Source organism: Pseudomonas sp. A-B-19 (assembly GCF_019947515.1).
In the GTDB taxonomy this organism is placed as follows: domain Bacteria; phylum Pseudomonadota; class Gammaproteobacteria; order Pseudomonadales; family Pseudomonadaceae; genus Aquipseudomonas.
The window spans coordinates 143,784-161,934 of record NZ_JAGYGN010000008.1 but is presented as its reverse complement, the minus strand read 5'-3'; the positions used below and the strand labels follow the sequence as shown (position 1 = coordinate 161,934).

15 protein-coding genes are annotated in these 18,151 nt (G+C 62.5%); 6 read left to right on the top strand and 9 right to left on the bottom strand.

Annotated features, from left to right (window positions below; translation table 11 throughout):
- The first annotated feature begins 73 nt into the window (after positions 1-73).
- Together KGA81_RS11740 and KGA81_RS11735 are read left to right on the top strand one after the other, a co-directional pair.
- Positions 74-1,087, top strand: coding sequence for an ABC transporter substrate-binding protein (locus KGA81_RS11740; RefSeq protein ID WP_223545956.1), 1,014 nt, complete (start codon positions 74-76; stop codon positions 1,085-1,087).
- Positions 1,088-1,205: 118 nt separating this feature from the next.
- Complete coding sequence (locus KGA81_RS11735; protein WP_223545955.1) at positions 1,206-1,643, top strand: DUF3995 domain-containing protein; 438 nt, start codon at positions 1,206-1,208, stop codon at positions 1,641-1,643.
- A gap of 144 nt (positions 1,644-1,787) precedes the next feature.
- Here the strand turns inward: KGA81_RS11735 and KGA81_RS11730 are convergent, their stop codons facing one another.
- The 7 genes from KGA81_RS11730 to KGA81_RS11700 form a co-directional block, all read right to left on the bottom strand.
- A complete protein-coding gene (locus KGA81_RS11730) occupies positions 1,788-2,150 on the bottom strand; it encodes a Na+/H+ antiporter subunit G (RefSeq protein ID WP_223545954.1) in 363 nt (120 codons plus the stop codon).
- On the bottom strand, positions 2,147-2,425 hold the full coding sequence (locus tag KGA81_RS11725) for a K+/H+ antiporter subunit F (RefSeq protein ID WP_223545953.1): 279 nt from the start codon (positions 2,423-2,425) through the stop codon (positions 2,147-2,149). Before KGA81_RS11725 ends, KGA81_RS11730 begins: the two co-directional genes overlap by 4 nt.
- Positions 2,422-2,910, bottom strand: coding sequence for a Na+/H+ antiporter subunit E (locus tag KGA81_RS11720; protein ID WP_223545952.1), 489 nt, complete (start codon positions 2,908-2,910; stop codon positions 2,422-2,424). Before KGA81_RS11720 ends, KGA81_RS11725 begins: the two co-directional genes overlap by 4 nt.
- Positions 2,907-4,592 carry a monovalent cation/H+ antiporter subunit D gene (locus tag KGA81_RS11715; RefSeq protein WP_223545951.1) on the bottom strand — a complete coding sequence of 562 codons (1,686 nt, stop codon included), beginning with the start codon at positions 4,590-4,592 and terminating at the stop codon, positions 2,907-2,909. Before KGA81_RS11715 ends, KGA81_RS11720 begins: the two co-directional genes overlap by 4 nt.
- A complete protein-coding gene (locus KGA81_RS11710) occupies positions 4,589-4,933 on the bottom strand; it encodes a Na+/H+ antiporter subunit C (RefSeq protein ID WP_008020558.1) in 345 nt (114 codons plus the stop codon). Before KGA81_RS11710 ends, KGA81_RS11715 begins: the two co-directional genes overlap by 4 nt.
- Positions 4,933-7,851 carry a monovalent cation/H+ antiporter subunit A gene (locus tag KGA81_RS11705; RefSeq protein ID WP_223545950.1) on the bottom strand — a complete coding sequence of 973 codons (2,919 nt, stop codon included), beginning with the start codon at positions 7,849-7,851 and terminating at the stop codon, positions 4,933-4,935. Before KGA81_RS11705 ends, KGA81_RS11710 begins: the two co-directional genes overlap by 1 nt.
- Positions 7,852-8,019: 168 nt before the next feature.
- Positions 8,020-9,045, bottom strand: a complete 1,026-nt coding sequence (locus KGA81_RS11700; protein ID WP_223545949.1) for a DMT family transporter — start codon at positions 9,043-9,045, stop codon at positions 8,020-8,022.
- On the opposite strand from KGA81_RS11700, the gene KGA81_RS11695 reads away from it, so the two are divergent.
- Both KGA81_RS11695 and KGA81_RS11690 read left to right on the top strand, forming a co-directional pair.
- The gene (locus tag KGA81_RS11695) at positions 9,040-9,603 is read left to right on the top strand and encodes a helix-turn-helix domain-containing protein (RefSeq protein WP_223545948.1); all 564 of its coding nucleotides are present in this window, start codon (positions 9,040-9,042) and stop codon (positions 9,601-9,603) included. The two genes, KGA81_RS11700 and KGA81_RS11695, sit on opposite strands and share 6 nt — an antisense overlap.
- Before the next feature lie 14 nt (positions 9,604-9,617).
- The gene (locus KGA81_RS11690) at positions 9,618-11,024 is read left to right on the top strand and encodes an FAD/NAD(P)-binding protein (RefSeq protein WP_223545947.1); all 1,407 of its coding nucleotides are present in this window, start codon (positions 9,618-9,620) and stop codon (positions 11,022-11,024) included.
- A gap of 241 nt (positions 11,025-11,265) precedes the next feature.
- Here KGA81_RS11690 and KGA81_RS11685 read toward each other — a convergent pair whose 3' ends face one another.
- Positions 11,266-13,515, bottom strand: coding sequence for an Ig-like domain-containing protein (locus KGA81_RS11685; RefSeq protein ID WP_223545946.1), 2,250 nt, complete (start codon positions 13,513-13,515; stop codon positions 11,266-11,268).
- A 35-nt stretch (positions 13,516-13,550) separates the two neighbouring features.
- Positions 13,551-14,897 (bottom strand): hypothetical protein, encoded by a 1,347-nt coding sequence (locus tag KGA81_RS11680; RefSeq protein WP_223545945.1) that lies wholly within the window; start codon positions 14,895-14,897, stop codon positions 13,551-13,553.
- A 278-nt stretch (positions 14,898-15,175) separates the two neighbouring features.
- Here KGA81_RS11680 and KGA81_RS11675 point away from each other — a divergent pair, with 278 nt between their 5' ends.
- Positions 15,176-16,621, top strand: coding sequence for a sensor histidine kinase (locus tag KGA81_RS11675; protein WP_223545944.1), 1,446 nt, complete (start codon positions 15,176-15,178; stop codon positions 16,619-16,621).
- A gap of 384 nt (positions 16,622-17,005) precedes the next feature.
- Positions 17,006-18,109 carry an SCO family protein gene (locus KGA81_RS11670; RefSeq protein WP_223545943.1) on the top strand — a complete coding sequence of 368 codons (1,104 nt, stop codon included), beginning with the start codon at positions 17,006-17,008 and terminating at the stop codon, positions 18,107-18,109.
- The last annotated feature ends 42 nt before the right edge of the window (positions 18,110-18,151 follow it).

Below are 18,151 nucleotides of genomic sequence, written 5' to 3'. Positions count from 1 at the left end.
GAGTATTCAGAGGCTTCGCGGTCTACTGCCAGGCCATCCTGCTATTGCTGTGAACAGCACGAGGTGCAAAAGCATGAACGGATTTCGACGGTTGCTGGCTGCTGTCCTGGTCGCTTTCGGTCTACTGGCGACACCCGCCCCGGTGTTTGCCGCCCAGGCGCCGATCCATTTCGCCGACCTGAACTGGGAAAGCGGCAGCCTGATTACCGATGTCCTGCGCATCATTGTCGAGAAGGGCTATGGGCTGCCGACCGACACCTTGCCGGGCACCACCATCACCCTGGAAACCGCGCTGGCCAACAATGATATCCAGGTCATTGGCGAAGAGTGGGCCGGTCGCAGTCCGGTCTGGGTCAAGGCGGAAGCCGAAGGCAAAGTCGTCAGCCTCGGCGACACGGTCAAGGGCGCTACCGAAGGCTGGTGGGTGCCGGAATATGTGATCAAGGGCGACCCGGCCAAGGGCATCAAGCCGCTGGCGCCGGACCTGCGCAGCGTCAGCGACCTGCCGCGTTACAAAGACGTGTTCAAGGATCCGGAAGCCCCGACCAAGGGGCGTTTCCTCAACAGCCCCATCGGTTGGACCTCGGAAGTGGTCAACAAGCAGAAGCTCAAGGCGTATGGGCTGGACGACAGCTACGTGAACTTCCGCAGCGGTTCGGGTGCGGCACTGGATGCCGAGATCAGTTCGTCCATTCATCGTGGCAAGCCGGTACTGTTTTACTACTGGTCGCCCACGCCGTTGCTCGGCCGCTTCAAGCTGATTCAACTCGAAGAGCCACCGTTCAACGCCGAGGCCTGGAAGACCTTGACCGACGCCGATAACCCCAACCCACAGCCGACCCGTTCCCTGGCCTCCAAACTGTCCATCGGTGTGTCCACACCCTTCCAGAAGCAGTATCCGCAGATTGCCGAGTTCTTCGCCAAGGTCGACTTTCCGATCGACCCGCTGAACAAAGCGCTGGCCGAGATGAGCGAGAAACATACACCGCCGCGTCAGGCGGCGCAGGCGTTCATGAAAGCTCATCCGGACGTCTGGAGGGCCTGGCTGCCCAAGGACGTGGCGGATAAAGTCTCCGCAGCCCTGTAGGGACTGGCGCAGGCCGGGATCTTTTGATCTTTGTCATAAAAAAGCAAAATCAAAACCTCGCAGCCTGCAGTAGCTCCTACAATGTTCAGTTCATATCCCTTTCAAGGATTTCTGAACCATGACCCTGTTGTTGGCTCAGTCGCTGGTGACGATCTTCGCCGCGATCAGTCTGGTGCATGTGTATTGGGCGTTGGGTGGCGAGTGGGCGGCGGTGGCGGCGGTCCCGCAAGTGCCGCAGGAGGGCAGTGTGCAGCTGAGGCCGGCGTTCAAGCCGCGAGGCTGGATCACGCTGGTGGTGGCCGGGCTGTTGCTGTCGATTGCCGCGCTGGTGTGCTTGCGGGTGGGTTGGTGGCTGCCACCGTTGCATCACTGGTCGTTGCAGTGGGTGATCAGCGCAATTGCGATTTTGCTGTTTGCCCGGGCGATTGGCGATTCGGAGCTGGTGGGCTTTTTCAAAGAGGTCAAAGGCTCGAAATTTGCCCGGCTGGATACCTGGGTCTACTCGCCGTTGTGTGTGGTGCTGGGGGCAGGGTTGTTGGCGGTGGCCTGGGTCTGAGACATGTAGTGGCTGGTCTATCGCTTTCGCGGGCAAGCCCGCTCCTACAGGGGGCTGTGTCGCTCACAAATCTCCTGTAGGAGCGGGCTTGGTCCGGGCGGCGATCCGACGAAGAGGCCGGTCCAGTCAATACAAATCCCTGGTCTAACTATCGCTCCCGGTCCGCCGACTGCTCACCTCGGCCGGCACATCATCCCCGGCCATGCGCTTGCGAAACAGCGCCGCCCGGGCCAGCAGCAAGGTGGTCACCGGTACGGTGATCGCCAGCAGGACCGGAATCAGCCAGGCGTGCAATACCGGCGCGGACTTGAGCGCCGAAAAGTAGATGATCGAAGCCAGCGCCACGCACCAGGCCCCGAGCGTCGAGGCCAGGGCCGGTGGGTGCATGCGCTGGAAGTAATCCTTCATGCGCAACAGGCCCGCGGCGCCGATCAAGGCAAACAGACTGCCGAGCACCAGCAGGATCGCCACCGGGATTTCCACCCACAACGACAATGGCGTATTCATTCGATCACCTCACCACGCAGCAGGAATTTCGCCAGGGCGAACGAGCCGACGAAACCGAACAGGGCGATCAGCAGCGCCGCCTCGAAGTAGGTGTCACTGGCATAGCGAATACCCAGCGCCAGCATCATCAGCATCGCGACGATATACAGATAGTCCAGCGCCAGGACCCGGTCCTGGGCCGACGGCCCCTTGAACAGGCGGGCCAGGGTCAGGATCATCGCCAGGGAAAAGAAGAACAGGCTCAGCAGGATCGCGCTCGACAGCAGCGGGCTCATTCGAATATCTCCATCAACGGACGTTCGTAGGCCGCCTTGAAGTGCTGGATGAACAGCGCCTCATCGTCCAGGTCGAAGACGTGCAACAGCAGAATGCTGCGGTCCAGCGCCAGCTCCGACCAGACCGTACCGGGCACCACCGTGGTGATCATCGACAGCGCGGCCAGGCCGTTGGCATCGCGCAAGTCCAGTGGCACCTTGATGAATCGCGAGCGAGGCGGGCGGCGACCGGCATTGAGTACGCTCCAGGCTACGGCGAGGTTGGACACCAGCACATCGCGCCCGACCACCAGGACCAGGCGCAATATCACCCCGGGACGACGGATGCGCACCGGCAGCGGACGCAGCCTGCGCATCATCAGCGGTGCACAAAACCCCAGCACCGCACCCAGCAGCAGATTGCCGGGGCTGATCGACAGGTTCAGCAGCAACCACAGCAGCCACAAGGCCAGCGACAGCAGCGGTGCCGGAAACAGGCGCTTCATGGCTGCACCTCCTGTGGGGTCACATGGGCCGGCGGGTTCGGTACGACGCGCGTGTCGAGCACCGCCATCACGTATTGCTGCGGGTTGTACAAGGCATCGGCGGCGGCCTGGGTGTAGCGCAGCAGCGGATCGGCCTTGAAGGTCAGCGCAATGCTCAAGCCCAGCAGGGCGAAGATCGGTATGCATTCAAGGCGTCGCAACAGGGGTGATGGCCGTTCCGCAGGCGTCCAGAAACGCTGGATGCCCAGGCGCGAGAACGCGATCAGCGATGCCAGCCCGGACACAATCAACAACACCAACAGGCCCCACGCAGCGTTGGAAATCGCTGCGTCGCCGTTGTTGCCCTGGCCCAGCGGATTGAGCAGGGCGCCGATCAACCCGAGTTTGCCGATAAACCCCGAGAGCGGCGGCATGCCGATGATCAGCAAGGCGCAAGCGATGAAACTCAGGCCAAGAAACGCCATGGTCCAGGGAATCACCTGGCCGACCACGGCTTTTTGCTCGTCGTCGAGGTTGATGCCTTTGGGCGGATGCAGGGATCCCAGTGGCCGGGGCAGCAGTTCGGTTTCATCGTCGAGCAGGACTTCGTTGGCCGAGCGCGAGCGTTCGATCAGTTCGGCCAGCAGGAACAGTGCGCTCAATGCCAGGGTCGAGCTGAACAGGTAGAACAGTGCCGCGCCGACCAGGTTCGGCTGGGCGAACCCGATGGTCGACAACAGAATGCCCGCCGACACCAGAATGCTCAGGCTGGCCATGCGCTCCAGGCGTTGCGCGGCGAGGATCGCCAAGGCAGCGCAAACGATGGTTGCCATGCCGCCGTAGATCAGCCACTCACCGCCAAAGAATGCCGATGCCCCGGCCTGGGCGGAGAACAGCAGCGTCCACAGGCGCAGCAAGGTATAGACGCCGACCTTGGTCATGATCGCGAACATCGCCGCCACCGGCGCGCTGGCCGACGAATAGGCCGGCACCAGCCAGAAGTTCAGTGGCCACATGCCGGCCTTGACCAGAAACGCGACGGCCAGAATCCCCGCGCCGGCGTGCAGCAAGCCGCGATCAGCGGCGGACACCAACGGGATCTTTACCGCCAGGTCGGCCATGTTCAACGTGCCGGTGACGCCATAGATCAGCGCTGCGCCAATCAGGAACAGCGACGAGGCCAACAGGTTGATCGAGATGTAATGCAGCCCCGACGACACCCGCGCCCGGCCCGAGCCGTGGAGCATCAATCCGTAGGACGCCGCCAGCAGCACTTCGAAGAAAACGAACAGGTTGAACAGGTCAGCGGTGAGGAACGCGCCGTACAGGCCCATCATCTGGATCTGGAACAGCGCGTGAAAACTCGAACCGGCGCCGTCCCAGCGGGCCATGGCAAACAGCAGGGCACAGACGCCGATGATGCCGGTCAGCACCAGCATCAGCGCCGACAGGCGATCGACCACCAGCACCAGGCCGAACGGCACTTGCCAGTTGCTCGGCAGGTACACGCCGATGGAGCCGGGCACGCCGGTGGTTTGTGTCCATTGCCACAACGCCACGGCAATGCCCAGCCCGAGCAGGCTGGAGAACAGATTGATCTTCGCCTTCAGCGGCCGGTGCTTCTCGCCGAGCATCAGCATGATCGCGGCGGTCAGCAACGGCAGCAGGATGGGCGCGACGATCAGGTGAGTCATCGCCATCATTCCCTGGGCTCCCGGCCATCCACATGGTCAGTGCCGGTCAGGCCACGGGAGGCCAGTAACACCACCAGGAACAACGCGGTCATGGCGAAGCTGATGACAATCGCCGTCAGCACCAGGGCTTGTGGCAACGGGTCGGTGTAGTGCAACAGGTCCTGAGGGATGCCGTCCTTGATGATCGGTTCCTTGCCGATGAACAGGCTGCCCATGCTGAAAATGAACAGGTTGACGCCGTAGGACAGCAGACACAGGCCCATGACCACCTGGAACGTCCGTGGACGCAGAATCAGCCAGACGCCGGACGCGGCCAGTACGCCGATGGCGATTGCGATGACTTCTTCCATCAGACGACCTCCTTGATGGCAACGGACTTAGGCTGGGCAGCGGTTTTGTGACCCCGCACCGATTGGTGGGCGAGGGCGGTGAGGATCAACAGGGTCGAACCGACCACCACGCCGTACACGCCGATGTCAAAGAACAGCGCGCTGGCCAGGTGAATGTCACCCAGCAGCGGCAACGAGAAATGCCAGGTGTGGGTGGTCAGGAACGGATAGCCGACGACCATCGCGCCCAGGCCTGTGGCCGTGGCAATCATCAGTCCCGTGCCCATCCAGCGCAGTGGCCGCAGGCTCATTTGCGCCTCGACCCACTGTGTGCCGGCGACCATGTATTGCAGGATGAACGCCACCGACATCACCAGCCCCGCAACAAAGCCGCCGCCCGGTTGATTGTGCCCACGCATGAACAAGTAGAACGACACCACCAGCGCCACCGGCAACAGCAGGCGCACCAGCACCGCCGGCACCATCATGAAACCGAGCGCGGTGTCGCTGGCGTGACGCGGGTTGACCAGGTCGGTGACCACGTCCGGTGCGAGCAAGCGTTGCTGGGCCGGTAGTTGCAGGCTTTCTTTCGGGGGACGGAAGCGGCGCAGCAGGGCGAATACAGTCAGGGCCACCGCCACCAGCACGGTGATTTCACCGAGGGTGTCGAAACCACGGAAGTCCACCAGCATCACGTTGACCACGTTGCTGCCACCCCCTTCGGGCAAGGCGCGGCTGAGGTAGAAGGAGGAAATATCGTTGGGGGTCTGGCGCGTGAGCATGGCGTAGGCCAGCAATGCCATGCCGACACCGACCGCGGTCGACAGCAGCAAGTCGCGGATCCGCCGTATCCGCGCCCGACGCAGACTGCCGGGCAACGGCGAAACTTCCTCGATCCGTCGTGGCAACCAGCGCAGGCCCAGCAGGATCAGCACCGTGGTCACCACTTCGACCGCCAGTTGGGTCAGGGCCAGGTCCGGTGCGGAAAACCAGACGAAGGTGACGCAGGTCATCAGGCCGCAGACGCTGACCATGGTCAGGGCCGCGAGCCGGTGATACTTGGCTTGATAGGCCGCGCCAAGGGCGCAGGCGATGGCCAGCAACCACAAGGTGACGAACACGATCGACCCGGGGATTTTCGGCCGGTCGCCCCAGTGCAGGCTGCTGTGCAGCATGGGGATCAACCCGGCCAGCACGGCGGCGAACACCACCAGGAACAACTGCATTTGCAGGCGCCGGGTGCCAATCCGCGCTTCCAGGCGCCGGGCCAGGCGCATGATCGCAACCAGCGTGTATTCGAACAGGTGCTTGCCGTCCAGGCGACCGACGACGGGCGGACGGTCGAAGCGCCCGCGCTTGAATTGATTGCGCAGCAGCAGATAGAGCGCGGTGCCGCAGGACAAGGCGATCAGGCTCATGATCATTGGCGCGTTAAGGCCATGCCAGATCGCCAGGCTGTACTCGGGCAGCGTGCCGCCGACCACCGGTTGTGCCGCCGCCGCGAGCAGCGGGCCGACCACCTGGGCCGGGAAGATCCCCACCAGCAGGCAAGTGAACACCAGCAACTCGACCGGCGCGCGCATCCAGCGCGGTGGCTCGTGGGGTGTGTGGGGCAAGTCGGTCGCGGGCGGACCGAAGAACACATCCACGGTGAAACGCAGTGAGTAAGCCACGCTGAAGGTACCGGCAATGGTTGCCACGATTGGCAAGCTCAGTTCGACCCAGCGGGTGGCGTTGATGAACACGGTTTCGGCGAAGAACATTTCCTTGGACAGGAAACCGTTGAGCAACGGTACGCCGGCCATCGAGGCACTGGCGACCATGGCCAGGGTGGCGGTGAACGGCATCAGCTTGTACAGGCCGCTGAGTTTGCGGATGTCGCGGGTGCCGCTTTCGTGGTCGATGATGCCGGCGGCCATGAACAACGAGGCCTTGAACGTCGCGTGGTTGAGGATGTGGAACACCGCGGCGACGGCGGCCAGCGGGCTGTTCAGGCCGAGCAGCAGGGTGATCAGGCCGAGGTGGCTGATGGTCGAGTAGGCCAGCAGTCCCTTGAGGTCGTTCTGGAACATTGCGCAGTACGCCCCGAGCAACAGGGTGCAGGCACCGGCGCCGCTGACGATGTAGAACCATTGTTCACTGCCGGAAAGCGATGGCCATAGCCGCGCGAGCAGGAAGACCCCGGCCTTGACCATGGTCGCCGAGTGCAGGTACGCAGACACGGGCGTCGGCGCGGCCATGGCGTGGGGCAGCCAGAAATGGAAGGGGAATTGCGCACTTTTGCTCAAGGCACCGATCAGGATCAGGGGCAACAGGATCGGGTAGAGGGCATGGGCGCGAATCAGGTCACCGGCGGCCAGGACCTGGTCCAGGTCATAGCTGCCGACCACATGGCCGAGCAGCATGACCCCCGCCAGCAGGCACAAACCGCCCGCGCCGGTCACCATCAGCGCCATGTAGGCACCGCGTCGGGCATCGGCGCGATGGTGCCAGTAGCCGATCAGCAGGAACGAGAAGAGGCTGGTCAGCTCCCAGAAAAACACGATCTGGATCAGGTTGCCGGAGATCACCAGTCCGAGCATGGCGCCCATGAAGGCCAGGAAAAACGCGAAAAATCGCGGCACCGGATCGTTCGGCGACATGTAGTAACGGGCGTACAGCGAAACCAGGGTGCCGATGCCCAGCACCAGCATGGAGAACAGCCAGGCGAAACCGTCCATGCGCAGGACGAAGTTCAGGCCCAGGCTGGGCAACCAGAGAAACTCTTCGCGAATGACGCCGCCATGGGCGATCTGCGGGTACAGGAAGGCGACCTGAAGGGTGCCGATCAGGGCGATCAGGCCAGCCAGCAGGGATTCGGCGTTACGGGCATTGTGCGGCAATACGGCCGCCAAACAGCTGCCTATGAAAGGCAGAAGCAGTAGAACTATCAGGGACATAGGTTTCTAATCTGCGGAAGTTTGTGAAGCATCATACGTGCCAGCTCCCGGATCACCAAACGCCAAGCTGTCGCAGAATCCTGCACGGTGGACGGAAATGCCCTGATTTACATTGTTTCATTGGCAGGCAAAAAAGATCGCAGCCTGCGATCTTTTGATTTTTATGCTTCAGTTGCCGCTTTCGCTTTCCAGCACTTCATCAGCCGCTGTGGCTTTACCCTTGGTCTTCAACTCGCTGACTATCACCGCCGCCACAATCAATCCGGCCCCGAGCAGGGCAATCGCCGGCAGGCGTTCCCCGGCGATGCGTCCGACAATCCCGGCCCATACGGGCTCACCGGCATAGATCAGTGTGGCGCGGGTCGGTGACACGCTTTTCTGTGCCCAGTTCATCGCCACCTGAATCGCCGCACTCGCCGCCCCAAGGCCCAAGGCGCTGCACAGCAACAGCCATGAGAAATCCGGAATCGCCTCGTTGGTCGGCACCACCATCAGGAACGACAGCACCGAAGTCACCGCCAGTTGCACCGCCGTCACCCGGCGTACATCGACCTGGCCGGCATAGGTGCTGATCAGGATGATCTCGGCCGCAATGGCCACAGCGCTGATCAAGGTGGCGATTTCGCCGGGGCTGAAATTGAACGACGCACCGGACGGCCCGGACAACAGCATCAACCCGGTAAAGGCCAGCATGATGCCGATGCTGGGCATCAATCCCGGGCGCCGCCCCAGCACCAGCCATTGCAGCAATGGCACAAACGGGACGTACAGCGCGGTAATGAATGCCGACTGGCTGCTGGGAATGCTTTGCAGTCCGACCGTCTGCAAGCCGTAGCCGAGCATGATCGCCACGCCGATGAACGACCCGGCCTTGAGTTCGAACAAGGTCAGGTCGCGCAGGTGACGCCAGGAAAACAGGGCGACGATGCCTGCGGCGGCGGCAAAGCGCAGGCCGACGAAAAACATCGGGCCGCTGACGGTCATCGCATGCTGTACCAACAGGAAGGTACCGCCCCAGATCATGGTGATCAGCACCAGCACGCATTCGGCCTTGCTGAACCTTGTGAAACGGGAGGAAGCCTTTGGGGAGTTCACCGACGTCATGACCTTGCACGCTACTGGAGGGGGACGCACAATGCGTCGAATGTTGCGCAGTATACTGCCCAACCCCACCCAGTGAGCAATATAGTGCACAAAGATTCTACCCAACGGGCTTCGGTCCTCCAGCACGTCAGTCAAAACGTCCGTCGTTTGCGTCATGCCGCCGAGCTGAGCCAGAGCGCGCTGGCGGAAAAGTCCGGGGTCAGCCGCCGAATGCTGGTGGCGATCGAGGCGGGGGAAAAGAACGTCAGCCTGACCACCCTCGACCGCGTGGCCGAAGCCCTCGACGTTGCCTTCAGTGATTTGATCCAGGCCCCCGACGCCCGAGATCCCAGCCGTATCAATGAACTGGCCTGGACCGGCACGATCCCGGGCAGCAAAGCGGTGCTGCTCTCCAAGGCCCAGGCGAGCCGCGAAGTCGAGCAGTGGGAGTGGTGTCTGCAACCGGGTGAGGTGTATCCGTCGGAGCCGGACGCCGATGGCTGGAGCGAGCAGATTTACGTCTTCGAAGGTTGCCTGACCGTGATGCTCGGCGACCAGGCGCAGCCTATCGCCGCGGGGGAATTCTTCATGTTCGCCAGCAACCAGCCGCACTGTTATCGCAACGACGGGGTGGTGGCGGCGCGTTTTGTGCGTAATGTGGTGATCTGAACAGGGAGAGCACGATGGACCAGACCTTGACCCATGACGCCGACATCCTGATTGTCGGCGGCGGCCTAAGTGGCGCGATGCTGGCGGCGCAGTTGATGCGTTTGCCGGGCCGGCGTCGGGTGCTGGTGATCGAGCCCCGGGCCGAGTTGGGGCGGGGCGAAGCCTACAGCGCGGTGGAGTTGGGCCATACGCTCAACGGCAATGCGGCGCGGATCAGTGTCGACCCGGACAACGCCGACGACCTGACCCAATGGCTGACCGGGTACATCGAGGCGGGCGGCTGGCCGGAATCGGATCAGCAGCCTGTACCCATCAGCGAACTGTTTCCACCACGGGGCATATTCGGCCTGTACGCCCGGCAGCGTCTGGCCGAAGCACAGGCGGTGGGTGCACTGAACGGTTCGACGGTCGAGCATGTGCAGGCTGAGGCGGTCGATTTGCAAACCGATGCCGACGCCGTGCGGTTGACCTTGAGCAATGGCCGATGCGTGCAGGGCGCGTTTGCGGTGCTGGCCACCGGAATGTTTCCCGCCGCGCGCACGCCACAAACCGAATCCAGCGGCTTGAATGCGGCCGCCCTGGATCCGTGGGACGTGACGGCCATGCAGCAGCTCGATCCGCAATCAACGATCATGATCATCGGCTCGGGCCTGACCATGGTCGATGCCGTGGTGTCCCTGGAACAGGCCGGGCATCGTGGGCCGCTCGAAGTGTTTTCCCGGCATGGTCTGTTGCCCCATGTGCGACGCCAACCTCCGGCCTGGGTGGATTTTCTCGCTGAGGACCTGAGCATCCGCACACCTCGCCAGCTGGTGCGCGAACTGCGTCGACACTGCCGGGACGCTATCGCCCAGGGTATCGACTGGCAAGCGCCACTGGACACGGTGCGGGCACACATCGGCCGCTTGTGGCATCAGGCGACGGACGTGCAACGTCGGCAGTTCGTGCGGCATGTGCGGCCGTGGTGGGAAAGCCATCACCACCGCTCGCCACCCTTGAGCGCCGAGCTGGTGGAGCGCTTATATAAAGAAGGGCGGCTACGTATTCACGCGGCCTCGTTCAAGGGGCTTGAGCCTTCGCTCAATGGCGAGGTGAGCATCCGCCTTCGACGGCGCGGCGAGGCGCAGGCCTGTGTGGTCAGCGGTGCCGCCCTGATCAACTCCAGCGGTATCGAATACGATTGGCGCCGGGTCGCGCGACCGTTGCCCAGGCAATTGCTCGCCCGCGGCCTGGTGCGGCCGGGGCCTTTGGCCCTGGGCATCGCGGCTGAGGTCGATGGCGCTGTTCTGAACGCCGAGGGTCAGCCCGCCCGCCGCCTGTTTGCCATGGGCCCGCCGTTGCGCGGAGTGTGGTGGGAAAGTACTGCCGTCACCGATGTGGCAAGCCAGGCCAAGGCGTTGGCCGAGCGGCTGGTGCGTTAGTCGTCCATTCAACACACCGCGCAGTCAGCGCGATGTTTGGCGCTCAGCCTGATGAGTGGTGAAGAGCGTTTGTGTACGCCGACTTGCCTTTGCTTTTGTAGGAGCTGGCTTGCCAGCGAAGGCGGCCGGCCGGTCGACCTGATTGCCCATGGCAAAAAAACCGCGCCCCCCACCCGAGGCCGCGGTTTTCCATAGGGTTGAAGCCGGCCCCATCAACCAACGTGGCCAATGGGGCGCGGGCTCAGTTGGCGATCACCGGCACCGTTCGCACGGAGCCTTGGGACGAGGTGATCGTCGCGGTCGGGTTCGCCGACGGAACGACTGTGGTGGTGTTGTTCACCGTCAACCGCCAGCGACCGTTCCCCGGTACGGTGGTGGTGCCCAGGGTGACCAGTCCGCTCGGAGTGGTCACCTTGATGGTGATGGTATTGCCGGTGGTCACCGATGATGTGCCGGCAAAGTTCCAGGTGAAGCGGTTATTGTTGCGGGCGCTCACCGTTGCGGTGGTCACTGCGAAGGTTTCCGCAACAGGCCGTGGCGAGACCTGCACCGTGACCGTGGCCGGGGATGTCGACAGGGCGCCGAAGCTGTCCCGGGCGATGTAGGTGAAGGTCGTGGTGAAGGCCGTGGTCACGGTGGCCGGTGGGGTGTAGGTGAGCACTGTGCCGTTACTGCTGACGGTGCCGGTACCTGCCGCGGGTTGAGTGAAGCTGTCGACCGCAAGCGGCACGTTGCCTTCCGGATCGGTGTCGTTGGCCAGCACGTTGATCGGAATCGCCACACCCAGTGTCGTGACAGCATCGGCGACTGCCACCGGCGGCCGGTTTGGTGCCACGGTAATGGTCACGATTGCCGCTGTCGTCGAGGCCAGGCCTTTGGCATCCTGGGCCTTGTAGGTGAAGGTTGTGGTCAGCGGCGCGTTGACGACAGCGGGAGGGGTGTAGACCACCGCCGTAGTGCCGCTCAATGCCACGGTGCCCTGGCCGGCGGCCGGTTGGGTCAGCGCGGTAATGCTCAGCGGCGTATTGCCGTCCGGGTCCCTGTCGTTAACCAGCAGATTGAGGGTGATCGGCACGCCGAAGCTGGTGCTGGAAGTATCGGCGACCGAGATTGGAGCCTGATTCGCGCCGGTGTCCGGTGCAGTGCCGACGACTACGACCGGCTCGGTGTCACTGCCACCGGCGGCGGACTTGACCGTCACGGTTGCAGGGGGTTGGCTCAGGTCAGCCGCCGTCAGGCGTTGCAGGGTGCCGGTTTTCGACAGCCGTCCGTAACCCTGGGCGACCATGTCCGGTACCACCACTTCGTCGGTGGAGGTGGCTTCGATCAGCAGGCTGTGGTTGCTCCAGTCGTAACGAGCGGTCTGGATTTTCACCACGTCCGAGAGCTTGCCCGATACCGCCGTCGGGCGGGTGGTCCCGGCGGGGTCAGTGGCGGTGACCACCACGACCGCAGGCACGGTTCCGTCAGTCAGCAGATGCTGGCCAAAGAACACGCCGTTGTTATCGCCCGGCATGTTGGTCAGGCAAGGCGACACAGGCGGACCGGGCACCAGGGCAATGCTTTCGCGAAAGCACAGGGTCGAACCGTTGGCGGCCTGGGCAAACACTTCGACCCGGGTGTTGTTGCCGCCCGTGCCGGCTGTACGGCGGTAGGTGGCTCGGCTCATGTCCACCGCGGTTTGCGCGCGGTTGTCGAGCACCTTGCCGGACAGGGTGAAGAGATTGGTCTGAAGGGTCCCGGCCGGACCCTGGATGCGCACGAAGTTGGTGTTGTTGGGGCTGCCGGTCACGGCTTCGGTGAGGTTCGGGTCGCCGACGAAGGTTTCGATGGCGCCGGTGTCCGGGTTCACCTCGGTGTAGGGACCGTTGACGCTGCGCAGGAATGGTCCGATCGCACCGTTGACTGCACCGCTGAAAACCCCCGGTGCGCCGATGCCGATGTCCCTGGTGATGTTGATCGCACGACGGCCGGGGGTGGTGACATTGACCGTTTCCACGCCATAGGGATGGGTAATGGTGTAGGTCCCGGCAGTGGGAATGTTCACCCGCATGCGGATCCGCGCGAAGCTGATCTGGTCGCCGTCGACCGGGTTGCCGCCGGCAAACGCAGCCTCGATCCCGGCGACATAGGCGTCCATGCCATAGCCCGCGGCGTTGTCGGGGATGCTGGTTTCGGCGAGGAACCAGAAGGCTTCGTCCGGCCAGTTGTCCGGGAACACCATCGGCAGGCTGTCGTCGAAAATGCCTGGTGTCGGCAGCAGGGTGCACATGTAGGCCGGCGGCACACTGGCGGGCACCCGCGAGCTGGCGGCGCGGGACTGGCACAGCTCCATCGACAACAGATTGTTGTCCTGATACCAGATCGGGAATTTCCCGGTGGCAAAGGTGTACGGGCCGGGATCGACGGCGGCGAGTTGCGCGAGAGCACCGCCGGACAGCGATAGAGTCAGTCCCAGGGCGTTGAGCGCCAGGCGTGGCCATTTGTTCATGATGCCTCCTGATGAGGATCCGGGCATGTGAGCGTTCATTGCACGATGACCACTTCTTCGGTATCGCTGCCGCCATTGGATGACGTCACGCGAACCTGTGCTGGCGGTATCGGCGAGATGCCGGTGGCCAGGCTTTTCACGGCGCCGTCGCCACTCAGGGCGCCGATGGCGATACCGGTGCCGGAGGTGGCGGTGAGCACCGGTGGCGATGTTTCATCGCTGGTCGAGGCGACGATGGTGATTTGCCCGGAGCTCAGGCTGTATTCGGCGCGTGAGATCGTCACCAGGTCGGTCAGTGGCATGGGCAAAGTGGTCGGCGTGCTGCTGGCGATGGCCAGGTGGTTGTCGGCGGTCACCTGCAAGGTGGCTGGCAGCGTCGGATTGTTCGGCGACTGCGCATACCAGTGGCCGGTGGTGTTCGCTTCGCTGAAGTTCAGGACCGGGTTGTTGCTGGCCAGGGTCACGGTGGCCGGTGGCGGCGGGGCCATCACGAACACATCTTGCTGGGCCACGGGGGCGCTGGCGCCGGCCTGTCGTGAGTAGGTGCTGCGCTCGGCGATCACCGGGGTTGGCCGGACCACTGTCGACAACTTGCCGGATACGGCGAAGAGGTTGGTGCGCAAGTCCAGGCCATTGGGGCCTTCGATGCGCACGTAGTTGGTGTTGAAGGGGCTGCCGGTGACGGCTTCGGCGAGGTTCGGATCGCCGACGAATTGTTCGGCCTGGCCAGTGGCCGGGTTGGTCTCGGTGTAGGGACCGTTGACGCTGCGCAGGAACGGCCCGACGTCGCCCTTGAGCGCGCCGTCGTAGGTTTTCGGCGCACCAATGCCGATGTCCCGGGTCATGTTGATCGCCCGTCTGCCCGGGGTGTCGACGTTGAACACTTCGACACCGTAGGGGTGGGTGATGACGTAGGTGCCGGCGACGGGCACGTCGATGCGAATACGGATACGGGCGAAGCTGATCTGGTCGCCTTCCAGCGGATCACCGCCGCTGAAGGCAGCTTCAAGCGCCGATATATAGGTCAGGTCAATGCCCCGGGCGGCATCGACGATGGTCGTTTCGCCGGTGGCCCAGAACGCTTCGTCGGGGAAGTTGGTCGGGAAGACCAACGGTTGGGTGTCGTCGAAAATGCCGGGATTAGGGATCAACGAGCACATGTATGTCGGGGCGCCCGGTGCGCTGGCAACCCTGGAACTGACAGCCTTGGATAAACACAGGTCAAGGGTGCGGCCGTGAGTGTCCTGATACCAGGCGGCGAAATTGCCATTGGCTGGCAGGTAGGGACCGGGGTCTACGGCAAACAGCGCTGCCTGGGCAGTACCTTGGGCTAGAGCGGTCACGACCAGGGTGGTCGCGATTTTGCACAGTAAAGGGTGCATGAGTATTCCCTCTATCGAAGTACCTGCCCCTTGGGGCGGGTCAGTTGGCAGGGAGTTTGGCAACTTCCATACCAATCAGCGAAAACGCCCGTGAAGCGCCCGGAGTAAAGGCGTTGGCGCAGTCACGGGCGATAGACCGGGAAGTTCGGGAGCGGGCAGCTATCCCCAACTTTGGGGGTAGACGGGATGGCGGGGCGGGGGGGATTGCAGTCCCCAGGTTCGGGCAAACGGCTATGAGTGGGCTATAAACCTATAGGGGGTTTTCGGGAACCGTGTCCATGAACTCAATGACCAAAGTGCTTGTGACCGAAAGCGAAGCCCGCTTGAACACGCGCAAGCGACCGTTCGATCTGCTGCGCTGGTTTTCGCTGGTCAGCATGGTGGTGATCGGCATGGTGGCGGTAGCGCTGGGGGCAGTGTCCTCGCAGTTCGTGATTACCGAAAGCGTGCAGCGCGATGCGCTATTGACGTCGCAATTCATTCAGTCGATTGCCTTGACCGAGTTGCGCCATGTGTCGATTCCCAACGCCCCGAGCATGGGGGAGTTGCTCGACCCACGAAACGACCAGGACTTTCCTGGCGTCGACCCGCTGTCACGTGCCGATTTCCGTGCTGATTTCCTCGACCATATCGAACATTTGCCGGACGTGACCCTGGCCAGCATCTATGCCCCCGACCGCAGGGTGATCTGGTCGACCAGCCCGGGCTTGATCGGCGCCACGATTTATGGCGATGAAGACCTCGACCGGGCATTCAGTTCCCGGCTTCCCGTGTCGGGCAGTTACCACGATGTGGACAAGTCCCGCATGGAACAGAAGTTTCTGAAGGCACCCAAATTCATCTTCATCGAAAACTACATTCCACTGTTCGACGCCGATGGCAGCACCGTCACGGCGATGGTCGAGATTTACAAGGAACCGCAGGACCTGATCAACCGCATGCAGCGCGGCCTGGTGCTGATCTGGCTGGCGACCGCCCTGGGCGGCGGTCTGATTTACCTGGGCCTGTACTGGATTGTGCGGCGGGCGGCGATCCTGCTGGCAACGCAGCAGAAGCAATTGATCACCAACGAAACCTTTGTGGCGCTGGGGGAGGTGTCCTCGGCGGTCGCCCACAGTCTGCGCAATCCGTTGGCGAACATCCGCTCAAGCGCCGAGCTGGCGATGGAGTTCGACAGCGGTCCGGCACACGGGGCCATCAACGACATCATTAGTCAGGTCGATCGCATGTCGAAATGGGTACGGGAGTTGCTCCAGTCTCTGCGACCGCTCAATGACGAGGCGGAACCTGTGAACCTGGTGGCGGCCCTGCATGACAGCCTGATGGCTTACGAGCTGCAGATCAACAAGGCCAGGATCAACGTGGTGTTCGAGCCGGACCAGACGCCCATGGTCCTGAGTCAGCAGGTGCAACTGACCCAGATCCTCAACAGCCTGCTGTCCAACGCGCTGGAAGCCATGGACGACGGCGGCACCCTGACCATCCGGATCGAACCTCGCGATGCCCGGCGCGTCAGCGTGAGGGTGAGCGATACCGGCAAAGGCATGAGCAAAGAGCAGCGCGCCATGGCTTTCCGGCCATTCTTTACCACCAAGCAGGGTGGGCTGGGCGTCGGGCTGGTGCTGGTCAAGCGGATCATGGAGCGTTTTGGCGGTGCGGTGACCCTGGAAAGCCGTGAAGGCGAGGGCACCACTGTCCGCCTGTTGTTTAATCTGGCCCCCTGAAAATGGGGATTAACTGTCCCCATTAGCGGGTTTCAATCCCCGGCCATTTCATGGTCATGGCACATGGATGTTGATAATTCATTGTTTTGTCGAGTGTTAGTTCTTTTGTGTAAAGAAATTACTTAATTGGCGAGGTCCTTGCAGAATTACCTTCACCCTCCCTTCACGACATTGAGGCGGCTGGTGATGGAAAAAAAGCGCAGTGCAACGAAGATTTCTTCGATTTGCCTGATGGGGTCAAAGGCTCACGCCACACCATGTGGATGGAAAACACTCTGCCGTCTGCCGTGCAGGCCGGTTTCAATCCCCCCACCAACCTTCCTCACTGGCGACGGCTTCGGCCCTGAAGTGATCGTCAAGCAATGAAACAGGGAGGGTGTCGACATGAACATGAAAATGCTTGCACCACGCTCACGAGCCTTGGGCATGCACCTGGTGCTGATGGTGGTGACCGGTTTGCTGGCCAGCCAACTGCTGGTCGCCAGCCAGCCAACGTCGACGCCCGCACCTGCTCCTGCATCCACTGCCGAACCCGCTGTCGTTGAAGACAACACCCCGTGGGGTGGCAACTATTTCCCCAACACCCTGCTGACCGACCAGGACGGTCAACAGCTGCGTTTTTTCGATGACATGATCAAAGGCAAGGTGGTGGTGATCAACTTCATCTTCACCTCGTGCAGCGACTCCTGCCCCCTGGAAACCGCGCGCCTGCGCCAGGTGCAAAAACTGCTGGGGGATCGGGTCGGCAAGGACATCTTCTTCTATTCCATCAGCATCGACCCCTTGAGTGATACCCCCGAGGTGCTCAAAGCCTATGCGCAACGCTTCCAGGTCGGGCCGGGCTGGAAATTCCTCACCGGGGAGTTCGCCGATGTCACCGAGCTGCGCAAGAAACTGGGGCTGTTCATCGAAGGCGTCGATAACGGGCGCAACAAGGACCACAATCTGAGCCTGATCATCGGCAACCAGGCAACGGGCCGCTGGATGAAATCCTCGCCGTTCGAAAATCCGTGGATTCTGGCCGATCAACTGGCCAATACCCTGCAAAACTGGAAGCAGCCCAGTGTGGAAGAAAGCTACGCCAATGCACCAGAGATCCGCCCGCCGAGTAATGGCGAAGAGCTGTTTCGCACCCGTTGCGCGTCTTGCCACAGCCTCGGTCCGCTGAACGGGCAGGGCCTGGGCATGCGCAGCATCGGCCCGGACCTGATCGGCGTGACCCATCAGCGCGATCCGGCCTGGCTCAACCGCTGGATCCGCGAACCGGATCGCATGCTCGCGGAAAAGGACCCGATTGCGATGGAATTGTTCGATCGCTACAACAAGATCCCGATGCCCAACTTGCGGCTCGATGAGCACTCCGTCCAGTCCATCATCGAATTCCTGCAAGAAGAAACTGACCGTCAGCATCCGCCAGCCGTCAGTGGTAACGAGGAGCCTGAGCATCATCATTCGGTCGCGCAACCCGACATGACCCAGGTGCAATAGCGGCGAAATAGTTATGTGGGCCAGCCAATTGCTATCAATGTT